The sequence below is a fragment of the Bacillus sp. JZ39 genome, from assembly GCF_053903145.1.
The window spans coordinates 3,046,652-3,065,360 of record NZ_CP096389.1 but is presented as its reverse complement, the minus strand read 5'-3'; the positions used below and the strand labels follow the sequence as shown (position 1 = coordinate 3,065,360).

Below are 18,709 nucleotides of genomic sequence, written 5' to 3'. Positions count from 1 at the left end.
TTTCTAATCTTACGCAGACGTTTGGGTATGATCACAATCTCTGACCGGGTTTCCGTTTTCATCGGTACACCAAGATTGGGATAAAAACGCTAAAAACACAGCGGCCCACTGATCTGCAAACTGAATCAGAATACCCCCGTCATGCCAAGAGCCGTTGTCTTTTTTCCAGCGCGTATCCATTGCATTCCCTTGATTCATATGGATATTGTGCATTCCGTTAGTCGGGGTAAAGCCGAATATTTTATCTGCAGCCTGTTCAGGGCCGAATTTTGAACCGAATATATAAACCGGCGCTTTCTCATCTTGTGCTTTCTTCATATAGGTTTCAATAAAATCATTTAAATCATTATCAGGTCCTGTGATTTCATGAGGCAAAGGCTTCATTTCCCGCGGGTCAAACAAATTGCCCCGCACATAATCCAGTGCCACTTCACGGTTTGCTTCATTGATCCTTGTATATCCATACGGCATGTTCGGAAGGATGGTAATTGAGCCCGAATCAAACTGATCGTCAGCCAAATACAATACTTCAGATTCCTCAGAACTGGACATCACATTGATGGCGCACCTGTAATACGTATTCTCTTCACCGAGCATTTTGACTTGGAAATGAGGACTGTCATCATCTGTTTCCCGCTTCATGTCTAAGACTATGCCTTTTAACACGCCATATTGCTGAACAGCCATATGAATCCTCCTTTATGATCAACTTCATAGTCATAATTCGTGAAATGGTCTCTTTTTTCCTTTTAAAAAATAAAAAAGCCTGCAGAAATCTTTCTGCAAGCTCAATGTGAATTAAGCACCCGCCACAGATGATTCATCCTGTAAAGCTTTCTCGGCAGGAATATACTCATAGCCTAGATCTCTTGCTACAGCTTCATAGGTCACGTGTCCGTTAGCGGTGTTTAAACCCGCTCTCAGTGCCGCATTGTCTGTGAGCGCTTTTGCTGCCCCTTTGTTCGCGATTTGCAGCGCGTATGGAACAGTAACGTTAGTCAGGGCGATTGTTGATGTACGAGGGACTGCGCCCGGCATGTTCGCTACAGCATAATGCACAACCCCGTGTTTTTCATATGTTGGCTGATCATGTGTTGTGATATGGTCGACAGTTTCGACGATGCCGCCTTGGTCGATCGCTACATCAACAATGACTGAACCGGGTTTCATTTGTTTTACCATTTCCTCAGTGACAAGAGTCGGAGCTTTAGCACCCGGAATTAATACCGCGCAAATGAGGAGATCCGCTTCCGCCACAGCATCAGCAATATTGACCGGATTAGAAATTAACGTTTTAATCTGATGGCCGAAGATGTCATCAAGCTGGCGCAAGCGGTCTGCGTTTAAGTCAATGATCGTCACATCTGCACCGAGTCCGACAGCCATTTTGGCCGCGTTTGTGCCGACAACGCCTCCTCCGATAATTGTTACTTTTCCGCGGGAAACGCCAGGCACCCCGGCAAGCAGAATGCCTTTTCCGCCTTTAGGCTTTTCTAAGAATTGAGCGCCGATTTGCGCCGCCATTCTGCCCGCAACCTCTGACATTGGCGTCAGAAGAGGCAATGTCCGGCCTTCACTGACCGTTTCATATGCGATGGCAGTTACTCCTTTATCCTTCAAGGCCTGTGCAAGCTCAGGCTCAGCTGCTAAATGAAGGTACGTAAACAGCACAAGTCCTTTGCGGAAATAAACATATTCTTCCGGCAGCGGTTCTTTTACCTTCATGACCATTTCGGCGTCCCAGACCTGCTTCGGATCAGCAATGATTTCCGCTCCTGCTGACTCATAGGCTTCATTTTCAAATCCGCTTCCAAGGCCCGCGCCTGTTTCAACCAGCACCCGGTGGCCGTTTGAAATGAGCTGAGAAACGCCCCCGGGTGTTAATGCGACACGGTTTTCATTGTTTTTTATCTCTTTAGGAACCCCTATGATCATATCTGTCTCCTCCTGTATCTGTGATATTTTTAGTGTAGCTTGATATTTTGGAAAATTCTTTGTTTGATTAAGAAAATAAAAAAACATGGATTTGTGAAATTTCACAAATCCATGTGCCGAAGTTTGATATCTAAATAGATGGTGAATTTTTGATTCACATTTTTCAAATCAATTTCAGCGATCTGGCTGATCCGCTTGAGTCGGTAATTCAACGTATTAACGTGTATATTTAACAGCTTGGAAGCGGTATTCACGTTGCTGTCCGCTTCAATAAAGCGCTCTAGCGTCTCTACCAGATTTGACTGGTGATCCCGGTCATATTGTTCCAGTTTGGAAAGCGAGTAATTATAATGGCCCGCCTGTTTCCGTTTTTCATATAAGACATCTAAGTATTGATAAATGCCTAACTCAGAAAAGCTGAAAAGATGTTTGGTCTCTTCAGTGAACCGTTCCTTCGTTTTTAAGACGGACAATGCTTCCTGATAGGAGCGGGAGACAAAAGAAATAGAGTTGTATATTCCGCCAAAAGCGATAGAAACGTCTTCTATTTTATACCGCTCCTTCAGCTGTTTTTGCGTACTTAAAGCAAACTGTTTTAAATCTTGAAAAGGATGATCTGTTTTGGGTGAGGTTAATATAATAAGTTCATTGGAATCTACGGTCGCCAGCAGCACGTAAACCTGCTGGGTCGTTTCCTGTAAATATTGCAGCTGCTGTTCGATTTTTTCAGTCAGCTCGCCATTTATGCGGATGATCATAACGGAAAACTCTGAAGGAACAACCATTCCAAGCTTATGGAACCCATCCGCCATATCATCCTCCTGATGGATGTGTCCGGTCAGCATTTTCCAGAAAAATTCTTGGCTGCGTTCTTCATTTTTCGTTTTTCTGATTTGAAGTTTGAGAAGCTTGTTTTTCACTGCTTTTGCTGCCATTTGCAATGTCAGCAGATCTTCATCGGACAATGTTTTTTGGATCTCAAGCGCCCATATGAAGCCAAGCACTTGATTGTTTTTCCAAATCGAAATAGCGACGCGATTGCTCAGCCCGACTTCATCAATTTGCTTGACTCTGATCGGCTGGTCCGTTTTTAAGAGAGCTGGAATTGTCCCGTCTTTCCACAGCTTGTTAATCACCTTCTCCGGTACCCTTCTGCCAATAATGGTAGACGTCCGGGCAGGGTCTGTGCAGTCGCTGTGTGTACTGTAGGCAAGCAGCTTGTGGTTAACATCCTCTATGGTGATCGGGCACCGCAGAACGTCGCTGATATGATCAGCCACATCTTCAAGTCTGTCAAAACTATATTTAAACGGATCATTCGGCATGGTCATAAATCTCCCTACTTTTCGTGCTTGATTTCTCTTTGACATCTCATCCCCTTCCTTTTATTATGATTGTTGTTGTTTGTGAAAATCAACAACAAAGAACAGAAGCAAAAAAACAATTTCATGAGAGAAACGTTCTATATACAATTGGCGGTGTAATCGCCTTTTTGCAGGACAGTTGTATGCCTCATATAACGACAGCTTATCCTATTAATCTTCTAAGAAAGTCATCGGAGGCGAGACTAATTAAGGAAAGAAAAAACTGAACCTTTCAGAAATGGTGCTGTAGCATCAAATTTTCTGAAAGGTTTTTTTTGGGAGTTGGAGCGTTATTTGGGTCTTTTGGATTATTCGGAGAATGAAGAGAAGATTAAGAAAATAAACCTATTTACTTTACAGTATATGTCATTTTTAAGTGATTCGGGATAAACCATTGGACTCATTTTGTAAAATTAAAACATATTTGTTTGACTATGCCGAAAAACTGTTTTTATAATAATGACGTTCTAAAAATAAGTGAATTAGCCCATATTTAGGCTGATGGCACAGGAGGTAATGAGGAATATGGCAGGATTAATTCGTGTCACACCCGAAGAGCTAAGAGCGATGGCGAAGCAATACGGCGTTGAAAGCCAAGAAGTATTAAATCAGGTTGATCGTTTAAACCGAATGATCTCTGATTTGAAAAGCATGTGGGAAGGTGCTTCAAGCGAAGCGTTCGCAGATCAATACGAGCAGCTCAAACCTTCATTTATCAAAATGTCAGATTTGCTTCAAGATGTGAATCAGCAGCTTGATCAAACAGCAAATACACTTGAGTCTACTGACCAAGACATCGCAAATCAAATCCGCGGATAACAGTATGAAAGGGAAGGAGCGCCTGATTCAAAAGAAGACGGCGCTCTTTCTATGTAAGGGTGATCCTAAATGTATATTGATATTACAATAGATTTGAAACATTATAACGGCAGTGTCTTTGATCTCAGATTGTCAGATTACCACCCGGTGAAAAAAGTAATTGATATTGCTTGGCAGGCCCAAAGCGTATCTATGCCTCCGCGCGAAGGGCACTGGATCAGAGTGGTGAACAAGGATAAGGTGTTTTCCGGAGAATGCAAGCTGTCTGATTGCGGCATTACAAACGGAGACCGGCTTGAAATATTATGAAAGGATCTGGTTGAATGTCAGGTAAACAAAAATCATATTTAGAAAACCAATTAGAAGCTGTTGCCGAGAAAACAGATGCCGGCTATACATTTACCTTTCAACGGGAAAAAATAAAGCTTCTCGACGGTCTTGAAGCTAACGTGATCAAAGATATAAATCCATTTTTTCATAAAGAAATCGATGTGACGGATGATGAAGTAATCATCACAATCCAACCTCCCTCCTCCTATAAAGCATTCCGCTTCATGAAAGCTAAGGATAAAAAAAGTAAATGGCAGTTTGCCTATCAGCTTGTTCAAGCCGTACAGCAGCACAATCTGTCTAGGCTGAATTTGATTGTCGCTCCTGAAAACATTGTATTCGATAAAGGGCTTACGCCTTATTTTCTCCATTATGGAGTAAAAGAAAGCATTCCTCCTTACGAGCGTGATGAGGAAAGAGTATGGCAGGAGCTGAAAGCGGCAGCGGCTTTGGCAGTTGACGGCGCTTTTGCGTTTGAAGACTACCTGAAATTCAATGAAACGCTGACGTTTTCCGCAGAGGCAAAGGCGATATTAGATGCTGAATCCTATGATGATTTGCTCGAGCTGATTCAAACCCATATTGATGAGCTCGAAGCCAAAGCAAAAACATACATACATATCCCGAGAAAGAAGTGGAACATCCAGCGATATATCGGCCTGGGGCTCATTGTTTTGCTTGTACCGGCACTTATTTATTCGATGTACGCCTTATTTTTCGCGCAGCCAAAGCACCAGGCGATAGTGGACAGCAACCGTGCGTTCTTAAACAAGCAGTACAGTGAAGTCATCAGCACACTGTCCAAGTACGATGCGGAAAGCCTGCCTGAATCGGTGCAGTATCAGCTGGCGACGTCCTATGTTGAGGTCGAAAACCTGGGGAGTGCAAAAACCAAAAATATAGAAAATAATTTAGTCACCCTTCAATCAGACCCTCAGCATTTCTTATATTGGATTGATTATGGTCGAGGAGAATACAAAGAAGCGATCAGTATCGGCCGCAAGCTGGAATACAATGATTATATTTACTTTGCCCTAGCTAAATATAAACAGCAGCTTTTATCTGAGGATACAAATGATGAAGACATACAAAAAGAACTTGACTCAGTAAATAGTGAGCTTGAAAAAGCGCAAAAAGAACGTCAAGAAAATAAACAGTCTAATTCTGAAACATCGTTAGTCGATACAAGCGAAGAACAGACACAAACAGACGAAGAAAAACAAGCAGAAGAGAAAGCGGCAGAAGAAAAAGCCGCAGCCGAGGAAAAAGCGAAAAAAGAAGAACAGAAGAAAAAAGAAGACGAGAAAAAAGAAACAGAAAAGAAAGATGAGAAAAAAGATGACAAATAACGTGAGACATGAAGCGCAGGTCATCGCATGCTGCCATTCGGCCGTAAGGGGGTTCGCCATTTGAGTCTATTATGGGTTTTTTACCAAAATAACGTTCAAAAATTAAATCTGTCTAACCTCCCGTCGTCTCATCCGGTGACCATAGGGCCTGATGTGAAGGATTCTGTTACGATCAGCTCCATTCCATTTAATAGCGGAGTCATTTCTCTTCAAAGAAAGGAATCCGGCGGCCAATACGAAGTTTTCCTGGGAAATGATTGTCTCGGCACGATTGAGACGGATATATCATTTACTCTCCAAACGGATCAGCAGGATATACGCTTGATATTGACGGGCAGTGAACCTGAGAAATCCGTTTATTTTACGGGAAATCGGGATGAAATTGTATGTTCCTCAGAAAAAACGAATGCAGATATTTATCTGAATCCGCAAGATTTTGCATTTGCAGAACAAAGCACGTTTTCTTTGCTTCGTGCAGGCGGCAGCTGGTCGGTCCGCCCTGAAAGCGGAACGATCTTCTTGAACGGAGAGAAAATCAACGCCAATACGCCGCTCAAGCCGGGGGATGAAATATTCTGGAACTTCACGCAAATGAGGGTGACGGAACAAGACCTTTTAGAAATTGTTCATTATGCCCAGTTTGAAACAGCGTTAACAGAAACGGTCAAACCGAGTACAGAGATGCAGAAAAAATATCCGCAGTACAGAAGAACGCCGCGGATGGTATACGATCTGCCGGATGACCGCGTTTCTTTCAGTTTTCCCTCTCAGGAGAGCGATCAAACCAACAGAGGGCTGTGGCTCGTCATCCTGCCTCCGCTTGTGATGCTGATCGTGATGGGCGTAGTTGCCATCATCCAGCCGCGCGGCATATTTATACTCGTTTCTTTGGCCATGTTTATGATGACTCTCATTACCTCGACAGTGCAATATTTCCGGGATAAAAACCAGCGGAAAAAACGCGAGGAAAAACGGGAGCGTGTATATAAGCTTTACTTAGACAATAAGCGGAAAGAGCTTCAGGCACTTGCTGAAAAGCAAAAGCAGGTTCTTGAATTTCACTTTCCTTCATTTGAACAAATGAAATACTTAACAAGTGAAATCAGTGATCGGATCTGGGAAAAATCACTTGAAAGCAAGGATTATCTCCAGCTGCGGCTTGGGACGGGAACAGTTCCGTCAAGTTATGAAATCAATATGAGCGGCGGAGACTTGGCGAATCGTGATATCGATGACCTCATGGAGAAATCGCAGCACATGCAGCGCGTCTATAAAGATATCCGCAATGCGCCGGTGACGGTCGATTTGGCAGAAGGTCCGATGGGGCTTGTCGGTAAATCGCAAATTGTGAAAAATGAGATTCACCAGTTGATCGGACAGCTGTCGTTCTTTAACAGCTATCACGATTTGCGTTTTGTATTTATTTTTCATGAAGAAGAGTATAAAGACTGGGAGTGGATGAAGTGGCTTCCGCAATTTCAAATGCCCCATATTTATGCAAAAGGATTTATTTATAATGAGCAAACCCGAGATCAGCTCTTGTCTTCACTTTACGAATTGATCAGAGAGCGTGATCTCGAAGATGACAAAGAAAAACTGCAGTTCAAACCGCATTTTGTATTTGTCATCACGAATCAGCAGCTGATCTCTGAGCATGTCATTCTCGAATATTTAGAAGGACAGCATGAGCATCTGGGCATCTCGACAATTGTCGCGGCGGAAACAAAGGAAAGCTTGTCGGAAAACATTACAACTCTTGTCCGCTACATTAATGAGCATGAAGGCGACATTTTAATACAAAAGAAAAAAGCGGTAAGAATTCCGTTCCGTCTCGATCATCATCAGCGTGAGGACAACGAACGGTTCTCACGCACGCTGCGGACGCTGAACCACCAGGTCGGCATTACGAATTCCATTCCGGAAACGGTATCGTTCCTGGAGCTTTTTCATGCGAAGGAAGTAAAAGAAATCGGCATTCAGCAAAGATGGCTGACAAGTGAATCGTCGAAGTCGCTGTCAGTGCCGATCGGCTATAAAGGGAAAGATGACATTGTGTATCTGAACCTTCACGAAAAAGCACACGGTCCGCACGGCTTGCTTGCGGGGACAACGGGATCAGGGAAAAGTGAATTTCTCCAGACCTACATCTTGTCACTTGCAGTGCATTTTCATCCGCATGAAGCGGCTTTCTTACTAATTGACTATAAAGGCGGAGGAATGGCGCAGCCGTTCCGCAACATTCCCCACCTCCTCGGCACGATCACAAATATTGAAGGAAGCAAAAACTTCAGTATGCGTGCGCTTGCTTCCATTAAAAGCGAGCTGAAAAAAAGGCAGCGCCTGTTTGACCAGTATCAAGTCAATCACATCAATGACTATACAAAGCTATACAAGCAAGGGAAAGCAGAAGTGGCGATGCCTCACTTGTTCTTAATTTCTGATGAGTTTGCCGAGCTGAAAAGCGAGGAGCCTGATTTTATCAGGGAGCTTGTCAGTGCCGCGCGTATCGGACGAAGCCTCGGCGTTCATTTGATTTTGGCGACACAGAAGCCAGGCGGCATCATCGACGACCAGATCTGGAGTAACTCGCGCTTTAAAGTAGCGCTCAAGGTCCAGGATGCCACCGACAGTAAAGAAATTTTGAAAAACAGCGATGCCGCAAACATTACCGTAACAGGCCGCGGCTATTTGCAGGTCGGAAACAATGAAGTGTATGAGCTGTTCCAATCTGCATGGAGCGGGGCGCCTTACTTAGAGGAAGTCTACGGTACCGAGGATGAAATCGCGATTGTCACAGATACGGGTCTGATCCCGCTTTCTGAGGTTGATACCGAAGATAACGCGAAAAAAGACGTTCAAACCGAAATCGAAGCTGTAGTTGACGAAATTGAACGCATCCAAGATGAAATGGGAATCGAGAAGCTGCCAAGCCCTTGGCTGCCGCCGCTTGCGGAACGTATTCCGCGCACTCTTTTCCCTTCAAACGAAAAAGACCATTTCCACTTTGCGTATGTCGATGAACCTGATCTGCAAAGACAGGCGCCAATTGCTTATAAGATGATGGAAGATGGAAATATCGGCATCTTCGGCTCTTCGGGCTACGGAAAATCGATTACAGCCGCAACGTTCCTGATGAGCTTTGCGGACGTATATACACCTGAAGAGCTTCATGTCTATATCTTTGATTTCGGAAACGGAACGCTGCTGCCATTAGCGAAGCTCCCGCATACCGCGGATTACTTCCTGATGGACCAGTCAAGAAAAATTGAAAAGTTCATGATTCGCATCAAAGAAGAAATTGACCGCCGTAAACGTTTGTTCCGGGAAAAAGAAATCAGCCACATCAAAATGTACAATGCACTGAGCGAAGAAGAGCTCCCGTTCATTTTCATCACCATTGACAACTTTGACATTGTCAAGGATGAGATGCATGAGCTTGAATCGGAATTTGTCCAGCTTTCCAGAGACGGACAAAGCTTGGGTATCTACTTTATGCTGACAGCAACGCGGGTGAATGCTGTCCGCCAGTCATTGTTAAATAACTTGAAAACAAAGGTTGTCCATTATCTCATGGATCAATCAGAAGGATATTCCATTTACGGCCGTCCGAAATTCAATCTTGAGCCGATTCCGGGACGCGTCATCATTCAAAAGGAAGAGCTTTATTTCGCGCAAATGTTCCTGCCTGTTGACGCCGATGATGATATCGGCATGTTCAACGAGCTGAAATCAGACGTACAGAAACTTCAAGGGCGATTTGCTTCAATGGAGCAGCCGGCACCGATTCCGATGCTGCCTGAGAGCTTGTCTACGAGAGAATTGTCTATCCGCTTCAAGCTGGAACGCAAGCCTTTATCTGTACCGATCGGGCTTCATGAAGAAACAGTCAGCCCAGTCTATTTTGATTTAGGCAAGCATAAGCACTGCCTGATTTTAGGCCAGACTCAGCGCGGGAAAACAAACGTCTTAAAAGTAATGCTCGAACATCTGATTGATGATGAAACTGAAATGATCGGCCTGTTTGACTCGATTGACCGCGGCTTATCTCATTACGCGAAGGAATCAGATGTTTCATATTTGGAAACGAAAGAAGATATTGAGCAGTGGATTGAAACAGCAGAAGACATTTTCAAAACAAGAGAGGCCATGTATGTAGAAGCCGTCCGCCAAGGAGACACGCAAAATCTGCGATTCTCACAAGTGGTGCTGATGATTGACGGGATAACGAGATTCCAGCAGACGATTGATACGAGAATACAAGACCGTCTCGCTAACTTCATGAAATCATACGCTCATCTTGGGTTCAGCTTTATCCCGGGCGGAAATCACAGCGAATTCTCAAAAGGCTATGACTCCTTGACGACTGAGATGAAGCAAATCCGCCACGCGATTCTGCTGATGAAAAAATCTGAGCAAAATGTCATTCCTCTCCCGTACCAAAGACAGGAGCCTGAGATTCAGCCGGGCTTCGGATATGTTGTGGAAAACGGGAAGGAGCAAAAAGTTCAAATTCCTTTATGTTCTGCTGAAAGGGAGAGTGCTAGATGACAGAACAACGAAAAAGCTTGATCAAGTTAATTTCCGCCGTCATCATCATTTTGCTGCTGCCGGTGTTGTTTTTCCGATTTATCGGAGACGACCCAACGAAAAAAGCAGTCAATTCCACCCGGCAAATCGCGGTGGTGAATGAAGACACAGGCGTATTGAGTGATGAGGTAAAGTCTGATGAAGAGGACAAATCCGCCCAGTTCGGCAAGGAAGTAGCGGCCGTTCTGGGTGAACGTCCTGATTATTCGTGGACGGTCGTAAACCGAAGCGCGGCCGAGACCGGTCTCGCTTCAAAGAAATACGATGCGATTGTCTACATTCCCTCAGACTTCTCAAAAAACATTTTGAGCTATGACAAAGACCATCCTCAAAAAGCAACGCTCGAATTCAGCATTCAAGATAACCTTAATGCGGTTAACAAAGAAAAAGTTCAGCGTGAGCTTGAGGATGCCCAAAAGACAATGAACAAAAAAATGTCGGCCTTATACTGGAATTTTGTTTCACAAAAAGTGGACAACATCAGAGGAGAATTTGACAAGATCGTCAATAAAGAATCTGAATTCCAGAATGTCATGTACAACTTTTACAAACCAAGCTCTAATGATTTAGCAGGTGAAATCAAACAGCAAAAAGACTTAATCGATGAGCTGAAGAAATCAATGAATGAAGCGCAAGGCACGACAAAAGAAAAAGCTTCTACAGCGGAAGAAGCCAAAAATACGCTGAAAGAATTCATTGATACAGTTGAAAGATACAAAGAATATCAAGAAAATCAGAAAAAGCTGCTTTTGGCAGCCCAAGATTCAACACAGCAGCAAATCCGGACAGGTCTGGATGCCATCCAGGCACAGCAAAAGGCGAATCAGTTCAGCGAACGCATGAGCGGATTGGCAACTGGGATTGGCCAAGCGAAGTCACAGCTCGGACAAACCAGCAATGTGCTGGCAAACGCCCAGCAAATTAGGGAAGGGCAAGTGTCCCAGCAGGAACTTGGCATGGCAAAAATCCAAAGTGATTTAATCGAACAATATCAGGCCGCATCAAGACAGGCTGCACTAAATCAGGTGTATGAATTGCTTGTCCCGGCACGTCAGGCATTGACAGTTGCGAAAGGGGACGACCCAGTCATAGACGATGGTTCTGACAACAATGATAAAGATAAAGACCCTAAAGAAGAAGATCCTGAAGAACTCAAAATTGATCTTGAAAAACAGCGTGAAGAACTGAAAAATATAGCTGCTGATGTTCAGGATATTTCAGACAATCTGAAGGAGCCTGAAAAAGAGGACCCGGGAACAGACAATCCATCGACTGACAACCCGAACAATCCCGATGACGGAAGTAACACAAATCCCGATGATACAAAGGGAGACACCGGAAACAATGATAACAGCAGTGATACCGGTAATGACGGACAAACGGACGGCAGTACTCAGGATCAAGACCAGCAGAAGGGAACTGACGGTCAGGTGCAGAACGGCGATGCCTCTGATGGTGCGTCCGACAGCGGACAAACCGAAACGGGCACATCTGCCGAACAGACTGCTTCATCTGACTCAGCCCTTCAATTTATCAAGCTAGCAAATGAAGGCGGAACCGGAGATACGGGAGATACGATGGAGCCTGGTGACCAAGATCAACCAGGAAACGACGACATTTCTGATATCGCCAAAGCAAAAGAACAGCTCAGCAAAGCGTCTGAGCGAATCAAGCAAATTGAAGAAGAGCTCAAAGAAAAAGAAACTGCTCATAATGAAGAGTTGAAAAAGAAGTTAGAGGAACTAACAGAGCAAATGAATGGTCTCACTGATGAAATTGATGACCTGAAAGACAAAGTGAAAAAGCTCGAAGGTAAACTTGAAAATCTCGAAGCGAAACGGAAGCGGGAGTTTGAAGGGATTTACAGTGCGATTCGCGAGCTTGAAAATAAAGATCAGCTTCAATTCTCAGGAGAAATCAATACAGAAAGCATCTCCGCTTTAATGAGATACTATAAATATTTGTCTGTTTATGACTCTGTATTATCCGGTACGATTGACAGTGCTGCAAAAGCCGGCGCCATTAACGGCCAGCAGGGCAACGTCAAATCAGTCCTGGCTCTCTCACCTGAAGAATCAGCCAGCTGGGAAGCTCTCAAAAACAACACGATGCAAACTGATGAAGACATTAACAGCTTCATCGACGGAATGACCAAATTTGCGGATGACTACAGCGGCTTTATTCGTGACTCTCAAGCAGGTGTTCTCGACGAACTGACGAAAATCTCTGAAAGTGCCGCAAAAGCGTCAGAACAGCTTGTAACGGGCGCAACACAGGAATCTGCGACGTTCAGCAACGATGGGCTGTCTGGCACCATGGCACTGAGTGTCCAAGATACGGTCGGCCAGGAAGTGCTGCAAATGTCAGACATGATGGGTTCATTGTCTGATCGCCAGTCAGGCATCATTGATTACACAACCAACATGCAGCAAAGCGTCAATGATGTTCAAGCGAAAGCCGACACCTTAAACAACAACTGGGGGAAAAATGTAGCCTCCACTAAACTCGTGCGAAATGACGTATACGGCATACTCGGAAACACATTAGTAGACGGGCAAAACAATGGCTATGTATATGATTACTTAGCGAATCCGCTTAAAATCAGCGGAGAGGTTCCGGAAGAAAAAATTCAGACGGTACCTCCGGTTGTCATCCTTGTCATTGTGTTGATCAGCAGTCTGTTAATCGGCTATTTCAGCTCGTATTACCAAAACGCACCGCTTCTCGTCAAAGGAGCGTTATTCGGAATTCTGAATATCCTTGTCGGACTTATGATCAGCTTGTTCGGTTTGAATATTTATTCACTGCCGGACGATCAGACGATTAAGTGGTCGGTGTTTACGATTCTATTGCTGGTCGCAAGCTCTGCCTTCATCCGGACGGCATTCAGATTCGGATCAATCCCTGGCTGGGTTGCTTCAGCGGCAATGATTCTATTCTATGTCGCACCGCTTATTGATTTGATCATGCCGAACTTTACATTTGAAGATCCGGTTTCGAAAGTATATATCGACATCCAGTACGGTACTGGGCACTTGTTTACAATGGGAATAACAGTTCTGCTGATCATTACGGTGATTGCCGCGGCTCTGCCGCTGATTATCCGGCTGATGGCTGAACACACAGTAGAAAGCGATGAAACGTATGAAGCGTAATCGCAGCATGGAAAAGGGGATCATGATTTGTATGCTCTCCTTTTCCCTTTTCATACCCTCTGCAGCTGCTGCCCAAACTGAAGAAAATACAGATGTCGCGCCAAACCAGTATGAGAAAAAAGACATTGAAATCGATACGAATTATTTGCATGAAGATACCTACTATGAAGAAAAAACAGAACTGCCTGAGGAACAGAAGGATATCACTTTTGATAAACCGAAGGACAAGGATGCCGAGCTGATAAAAGATTTGTTTACATCAACAAATGCCGAGGATTCCAACACGATTGCGGCCCAGTCGAAACAGCTTGGAATTACATTTGCAGAAAAACCAATAACAAAGACATCATCAACGGAAACAGAAGATGAACAAGAAACATCATCATTGCTGCTGCCGATGATCTATGTCTTACTGATCCTGCTCGGAATTGCAGGCATCGTGTTCCTCATCCCAAAAGTCACAGCGCAGGAAAACAAGAAGGCGTAGGCCGCGTGCTTGTGTTGTGTAAAAGAGGTGCCGTACAATAATAACGGAAAAGGAGGTTTCCAATGGAACTTTATATCATCACCGGAGCGTCAAAAGGGCTGGGTCAAGCCATTGCATTACAGGCTTTAGAAAAGGGGCATGAAGTCCATGCCTTATCCAGAACGAAAACGGATGTCTCTCATGAAAAACTAACGCAGCATCAAATAGACCTCATCAATCTCGAAGAAGCTGAACAGCAATTTGAAACATTGCTCTCATCCATCGATCCAGATCGTTATTCTGGTATTACCCTTATTAATAACGCCGGAATGGTAACGCCGATCAAACGTGTCGGCGAAGCGTCTCTTGACGAGCTTCAGCGCCATTATCAGCTGAACCTGACTGCGCCCGTGCTTTTGAGTCAGCTGTTTACAAAACGGTTTGCTTCATACAGCGGCAAAAAGACGGTTGTCAACATTACTTCAGGAGCCGCCAAAAATCCATATAAGGGATGGAGCGCGTATTGCAGTTCAAAAGCCGGGCTCGACATGTTTACGAGGACATTCGGATTTGAACAGGAGGATGAAGAGCTGCCGGTGAACATGATTTCGTTCTCACCTGGAGTGATGGACACTGAGATGCAGGCCGTCATCCGTTCTTCATCGAAAAAGGATTTCCACCACATTGAACGATTCCGGAAATTAAATGAAACAGGAAGCCTTCGCAGTCCGGACTTTATTGCCGGCACGCTGCTTTCTTTACTAGAAAAAGGGACGGAAAACGGCCGCATTTATGATATTAAAGAGTTTTTGTAGAGCAGATATTTTCTGCTCTTTTTTTTATACAAAAGGCTGCAGCCAGCGCATTTTATTGAACAGCCGCATATACTGACTGAAACGCTGCTTTTAGGGTATAACAATGATGATAAGAAGATCAAAATGATGTGACATAAGAATTGAGTTTCTCTTCAAATTATGTTAGGATTCTAAAAATATCTAAAGGAGGGGTTTCCATGAGAAAGGTTACATTAATGGATGTTTTCACCCATCCAATTGCACAAAAATATCTTCAGCGTTCCGGCGTGGCACATGCGATTGCCTGCGCTTATCATGCATACAGGCTGTCTGTGAAGGCTGACATTAATCCTGATTTAGCAGCAAAAGCGGCACTGCTTCATGACATCGGCCATTATGAATGGTATACAGACGGAAAGTGGGATTATGAGAAATACAAAAGAAATGACATTCATGCCATTAAAGGGGCGGAACGCGCGCATAAGCTTCTGATTCGGCTTGGCGAGGAACCGAAAGCGGCAAAAGAGATTGCACTAGCCATTTTGCTTCATACAGATTCCTATTTGCCTGAAGGCGAATTAGATAAAAACACGCTGCAGCAGATTGTCAAAAAAGCGGACGAACTGGATGAAGAGCCGGGCGGCCACCATCATTACCGCCAAATTGATCCTTCAACCGCACGAAAAAAAATAGAAAAGCTGGACCAATTAATCGATCAAGCCCAGACATCCGTGATAAAGCCTGTATAAGTACGGAACAGCGCCCAGCTTTCTTCGCTGTCTCCGCTTCATCGATACTTCCTTTACACCCGCTTCCAAACGTATTCTCCTAAAATCTCCGCACCCCTTTGTTTTATCAGGTAAGCCTGTGTCATTATCCATAAGCGCGGCATAAGCTGAGATAAAACACACAAAGGGGATAAAAGTATGGTCAACCAAGGTAGTCCGCAACTGGTCTCTTTAGTCGATCCTTATGTCTATCAGACCATTAAAAAGCTCATCGGCTCAAGGTTCGTTATACAGACAGTACGAGATACGGTCAGAGGCAGACTGATCGATGTAAAACCTGACCATATCACAATTGAAGGAGCCCGAAATTCTGTTTGTTTGATCAGAATCCAGCACATGATTTCCGTCACCCCAGATTACAGTGAGCGGGTCTAACAGTGCTTGCGCATGAAAAATAGGCGTACACCGGGACGTCCTATTTTTCAGTTAAGCGCTGTAAAAACGCACTATGATACATTGTTCCATCAAGGTCAAAGCCGGCAAATTCCTGATAGTCACCATCTGAAAAACAGAAAGTGACACCGTACACCGTATAGCAGGAACGGACTGAAGCATGCTGGCAGACCCGAAAATGATAACCGTCTGAATCTTTTACATATAGCCGGGATTTCCCGGCAAATGGGGCACAGAGGTGTGCTGCCTCACCAAAACATTCGAATCCGGCGATTTTGCCGTCTTGGCTGATATCCAGCAGGAGACAATCATTGACTCTGAGCTCCTCAGTCCGTACATTCCTGTTCTTTTTCGGAGGAAGAACATAGATATAAGCCAGTTCTGAATTTGTATCGTATGTCACGGCCTTCATCACCAACACTCCTTTCATTATATTAAGAGTTCTGATATGAGTTCATTTTTGTTACAATGATGGGGTATAAGTTCTTTTATCTGACAGACAAAGAAAAACTAGGAGGAACAAAGCTTGTTGAAATCAAAAGTCCATTTTTGGACATTGCAGATTTTATTTGTTTTGCTGATTATTTTTGTAGCAACAAAAGTTTCATTTGTATTTCAGCCGTTTATTGTTTTTATCTCAACATTGTTTTTCCCGATGCTAATTGCGGGAATTTTGTATTTCATATTTAATCCGGTGGTCCGCCTGCTTGAGAAAAAAATTCCGCGGACATTATCCATTCTATTGATCTATTTACTGTTTATCGGTTTGCTTGCATTTATTTCAGCGTCAGTCGGACCTATCATCACCTCACAGGTGACAGGGCTGTTTAACAACCTTCCTGATTATATAAAACAGATTCAGGCGCTGACAAAGGATTTGTCCCATTCTCAATGGTTTACCTGGATGATGAACCAGGATTATGTATCGATATCAAAAATTGAACAGTCATTGACAAGTTTTCTCCAAAACCTGCCGCAAAATATCACGTCCAGTTTATCTGCGGTGTTTGGCGTCGTGACAAACATCACGCTTGTTATTATTACTGTTCCATTTATCCTTTTTTACATGCTGAAAGACGGACACCGCTTTCCGCATTTGGCAGTAAAAATTCTACCGGCTTCTTATCGGACAGAAGGCTTAAAGATTTTTAAAGATTTATCCGATACGCTTGCGGCATATTTCCAGGGGCAGCTGTTAATCTGTCTTTTTGTCGGAACAGCGTGTTTTATCGGCTATTTAATTGCCGGACTGCCGTATGCCCTGATTCTTGGGATTGTCATGGCGATTACCAATATCATTCCCTATGTCGGGCCTTTTCTCGGTGCCGCGCCGGCTGTCATTGTCGGTTTTATGGACTCGCCGGCCAAAGCGCTGTTTGCGATTATTGTGGTCGTCATCGTTCAGCAGCTGGACGGAAACCTGCTGTCTCCTCTTGTGATCGGAAAGCGGCTGAATACCCATCCGCTTACGATTATTTTGCTATTAATCGGAGCGGGAAGCTTCGGCGGAATTCTCGGCATGATTTTAGCGGTGCCGGTTTATGCGGTAGTGAAGGCGTTCTTCCTGAATATTGTCCGCTTGATCAAGCTGCGCCAGCGGTCACGACTCGAGGAAAACGCAAAGCCAGCTGAATAGGCGGGCACCATTAGCGGCTCTTTGCATATGATGCTGTAAATCAATGCGGAGGTGGGGAAATGCCTGCAATTGTGGGGCCGATTTATATCATGTCAGTTACGGGTAATGCCGCGGCAAGCTTTGGAGACGTATTTGCGATTTCGCCCAAAAGCGTCGCTCATTCAGGGGCGGGGTCAGGCGCTTTTCAGCTTGGTGATTTTGTGAAGATTAACAACCAAACGAGTAAAACTCTTTTCAAAGATGCCGATATCACTGATGAAACAGTTTCGTTTAACGGGTAACAGCCTTTTCACAAGAGGCTGTTGCTTTTTTATTGTATAATATGGGTAGTCTTTGAATAGAGAGGTCATGTTATGAAAATCAGAAAAGCAAATATCAATACGCAAACCGGAATGATCACGGACGTGTATCTGCATGAAAACAGAAAAGAACTGCGCACGCTTGTAGCGGTACCGCAGCTGGAGTGGAGCACGATCATTTCCTATGAAGAAGATAAAGCAACTCTGCCTGAACGGCTGGAAGCGTCGTTGCGCCGGCATACAGAGGAAACCCCTGCTGGTGAGCTGGCCAAAAAAATCATTCATTGGGTAACAGAAATGTAAGCGGCGCTTGAAAGTTTAGCTCCTGCCTGATCAGGTGATAATGAAGACAAACAAGACGGGAGGACAGGCTTTTGAGTGAAGATAAAATGGATCTGTATTTGCAGCAAGGAATGTATGGGCCTTTGGAGACAAAGCCTGACGAGCGCCATTTGTTTTTAGGCTCTTTAAGAGAAAGAGTCGTTTTGGCACTGACGAAAGGACAGGTGCTTAGAAGTAAACCGTATAAAGAGGCGGAGCACGAGCTGAAAAACAGCCATAACGTCACCCTTTTGGTTAATGGAGAGCTTCAGTATCAGTCTTACTCTCCTTATATCCAAATGGCGAACCGGTACGGAGTGCCCTTCAAGATTGTATCTGATCTTCAGTTTCATACGCCTTTAGGTCTCGTTATTGCGGCTGACATCGCTGTGAATCGTGAATTGATATATATTCAGGACGACATTTATAATCGGTCAGTGCTGAAATCTTAAGAGACAAACGGACCGTTTGTC

The 18,709-nt window shown here is 44.2% G+C and carries 17 protein-coding genes; 13 read left to right on the top strand and 4 right to left on the bottom strand.

Annotated elements, in window-relative coordinates:
* Positions 1 to 9 precede the first annotated feature (9 nt).
* The 3 genes from M1D65_RS15775 to adeR all read right to left on the bottom strand — a co-directional run bounded on the left by M1D65_RS15775 (position 10) and on the right by adeR (position 3,305).
* The gene (locus M1D65_RS15775; RefSeq protein WP_003228755.1) at positions 10 to 687 is read right to left on the bottom strand and encodes a YukJ family protein; all 678 of its coding nucleotides are present in this window, start codon (positions 685 to 687) and stop codon (positions 10 to 12) included.
* Between the two features lie 111 nt (positions 688 to 798).
* Positions 799 to 1,935 carry an alanine dehydrogenase gene (gene ald / locus M1D65_RS15770; protein WP_041352154.1) on the bottom strand — a complete coding sequence of 379 codons (1,137 nt, stop codon included), beginning with the start codon at positions 1,933 to 1,935 and terminating at the stop codon, positions 799 to 801.
* Between the two features lie 101 nt (positions 1,936 to 2,036).
* Complete coding sequence (gene adeR / locus M1D65_RS15765) at positions 2,037 to 3,305, bottom strand: sporulation transcriptional activator AdeR (protein WP_456270619.1); 1,269 nt, start codon at positions 3,303 to 3,305, stop codon at positions 2,037 to 2,039.
* Positions 3,306 to 3,824: 519 nt separating this feature from the next.
* Here adeR and M1D65_RS15760 point away from each other — a divergent pair.
* The 9 genes from M1D65_RS15760 (at position 3,825) to M1D65_RS15720 (ending at position 15,962) form a co-directional block, all read left to right on the top strand.
* Positions 3,825 to 4,118, top strand: a complete 294-nt coding sequence (locus M1D65_RS15760; protein WP_003220661.1) for a WXG100 family type VII secretion target — start codon at positions 3,825 to 3,827, stop codon at positions 4,116 to 4,118.
* A gap of 69 nt (positions 4,119 to 4,187) precedes the next feature.
* Positions 4,188 to 4,427, top strand: coding sequence for an ESX secretion system protein YukD (gene yukD, locus M1D65_RS15755; RefSeq protein ID WP_003228763.1), 240 nt, complete (start codon positions 4,188 to 4,190; stop codon positions 4,425 to 4,427).
* Between the two features lie 14 nt (positions 4,428 to 4,441).
* The gene (essB, locus tag M1D65_RS15750; RefSeq protein WP_024573120.1) at positions 4,442 to 5,797 is read left to right on the top strand and encodes a type VII secretion protein EssB; all 1,356 of its coding nucleotides are present in this window, start codon (positions 4,442 to 4,444) and stop codon (positions 5,795 to 5,797) included.
* 60 nt (positions 5,798 to 5,857) lie between these two features.
* A complete protein-coding gene (gene essC, locus M1D65_RS15745; RefSeq protein WP_456270618.1) occupies positions 5,858 to 10,345 on the top strand; it encodes a type VII secretion protein EssC in 4,488 nt (1,495 codons plus the stop codon).
* A complete protein-coding gene (gene esaA, locus M1D65_RS15740) occupies positions 10,342 to 13,539 on the top strand; it encodes a type VII secretion protein EsaA (RefSeq protein WP_456270617.1) in 3,198 nt (1,065 codons plus the stop codon). Before essC ends, esaA begins: the two co-directional genes overlap by 4 nt.
* A 31-nt stretch (positions 13,540 to 13,570) precedes the next feature.
* Positions 13,571 to 14,026 (top strand): type VII secretion protein EssA, encoded by a 456-nt coding sequence (gene essA, locus M1D65_RS15735; RefSeq protein ID WP_080332201.1) that lies wholly within the window; start codon positions 13,571 to 13,573, stop codon positions 14,024 to 14,026.
* Between the two features lie 62 nt (positions 14,027 to 14,088).
* Entirely contained in the window at positions 14,089 to 14,820 is a 732-nt protein-coding gene (locus tag M1D65_RS15730) for a (S)-benzoin forming benzil reductase (protein WP_128473220.1), read from the top strand.
* A gap of 197 nt (positions 14,821 to 15,017) precedes the next feature.
* Positions 15,018 to 15,548: an HD domain-containing protein gene (locus M1D65_RS15725; RefSeq protein ID WP_021480502.1), complete on the top strand. Its 531-nt coding sequence runs from the start codon at positions 15,018 to 15,020 to the stop codon at positions 15,546 to 15,548.
* Between the two features lie 177 nt (positions 15,549 to 15,725).
* Positions 15,726 to 15,962, top strand: coding sequence for a YuzF family protein (locus M1D65_RS15720; protein WP_003220677.1), 237 nt, complete (start codon positions 15,726 to 15,728; stop codon positions 15,960 to 15,962).
* Positions 15,963 to 16,002: 40 nt separating this feature from the next.
* Here M1D65_RS15720 and M1D65_RS15715 read toward each other — a convergent pair whose 3' ends face one another.
* Positions 16,003 to 16,392 (bottom strand): DUF2283 domain-containing protein, encoded by a 390-nt coding sequence (locus M1D65_RS15715; protein ID WP_015714629.1) that lies wholly within the window; start codon positions 16,390 to 16,392, stop codon positions 16,003 to 16,005.
* 114 nt (positions 16,393 to 16,506) lie between these two features.
* Between M1D65_RS15715 and M1D65_RS15710 the strand changes: the two genes are divergently transcribed.
* The 4 genes from M1D65_RS15710 to M1D65_RS15695 all read left to right on the top strand — a co-directional run bounded on the left by M1D65_RS15710 (position 16,507) and on the right by M1D65_RS15695 (position 18,688).
* A complete protein-coding gene (locus M1D65_RS15710) occupies positions 16,507 to 17,616 on the top strand; it encodes an AI-2E family transporter (RefSeq protein ID WP_014480712.1) in 1,110 nt (369 codons plus the stop codon).
* A 59-nt stretch (positions 17,617 to 17,675) separates the two neighbouring features.
* Entirely contained in the window at positions 17,676 to 17,897 is a 222-nt protein-coding gene (locus tag M1D65_RS15705) for a spore germination protein (protein WP_015384524.1), read from the top strand.
* Positions 17,898 to 17,969: 72 nt separating this feature from the next.
* Complete coding sequence (locus tag M1D65_RS15700) at positions 17,970 to 18,218, top strand: YueH family protein (RefSeq protein WP_003228783.1); 249 nt, start codon at positions 17,970 to 17,972, stop codon at positions 18,216 to 18,218.
* A 71-nt stretch (positions 18,219 to 18,289) separates the two neighbouring features.
* Complete coding sequence (locus tag M1D65_RS15695) at positions 18,290 to 18,688, top strand: YueI family protein (protein ID WP_014480710.1); 399 nt, start codon at positions 18,290 to 18,292, stop codon at positions 18,686 to 18,688.
* Positions 18,689 to 18,709: the final 21 nt, after the last annotated feature.

Bases quoted from the DNA above. Each gene is read 5' to 3' on its own strand.
- adeR (WP_456270619.1), bottom strand. From the start codon at position 3,305: ATGTCAAAGAGAAATCAAGCACGAAAAGTAGGGAGATTTATGACCATG.
- M1D65_RS15705 (WP_015384524.1), top strand. From the start codon at position 17,676: ATGCCTGCAATTGTGGGGCCGATTTATATCATGTCAGTTACGGGTAAT.
- essB (WP_024573120.1), top strand. From the start codon at position 4,442: ATGTCAGGTAAACAAAAATCATATTTAGAAAACCAATTAGAAGCTGTT.
- M1D65_RS15720 (WP_003220677.1), top strand. From the start codon at position 15,726: ATGGTCAACCAAGGTAGTCCGCAACTGGTCTCTTTAGTCGATCCTTAT.
- M1D65_RS15730 (WP_128473220.1), top strand. From the start codon at position 14,089: ATGGAACTTTATATCATCACCGGAGCGTCAAAAGGGCTGGGTCAAGCC.
- esaA (WP_456270617.1), top strand. From the start codon at position 10,342: ATGACAGAACAACGAAAAAGCTTGATCAAGTTAATTTCCGCCGTCATC.
- M1D65_RS15760 (WP_003220661.1), top strand. From the start codon at position 3,825: ATGGCAGGATTAATTCGTGTCACACCCGAAGAGCTAAGAGCGATGGCG.
- M1D65_RS15775 (WP_003228755.1), bottom strand. From the start codon at position 687: ATGGCTGTTCAGCAATATGGCGTGTTAAAAGGCATAGTCTTAGACATG.
- M1D65_RS15715 (WP_015714629.1), bottom strand. From the start codon at position 16,392: ATGAAGGCCGTGACATACGATACAAATTCAGAACTGGCTTATATCTAT.
- M1D65_RS15700 (WP_003228783.1), top strand. From the start codon at position 17,970: ATGAAAATCAGAAAAGCAAATATCAATACGCAAACCGGAATGATCACG.
- ald (WP_041352154.1), bottom strand. From the start codon at position 1,935: ATGATCATAGGGGTTCCTAAAGAGATAAAAAACAATGAAAACCGTGTC.
- M1D65_RS15725 (WP_021480502.1), top strand. From the start codon at position 15,018: ATGAGAAAGGTTACATTAATGGATGTTTTCACCCATCCAATTGCACAA.
- essA (WP_080332201.1), top strand. From the start codon at position 13,571: ATGCTCTCCTTTTCCCTTTTCATACCCTCTGCAGCTGCTGCCCAAACT.
- yukD (WP_003228763.1), top strand. From the start codon at position 4,188: ATGTATATTGATATTACAATAGATTTGAAACATTATAACGGCAGTGTC.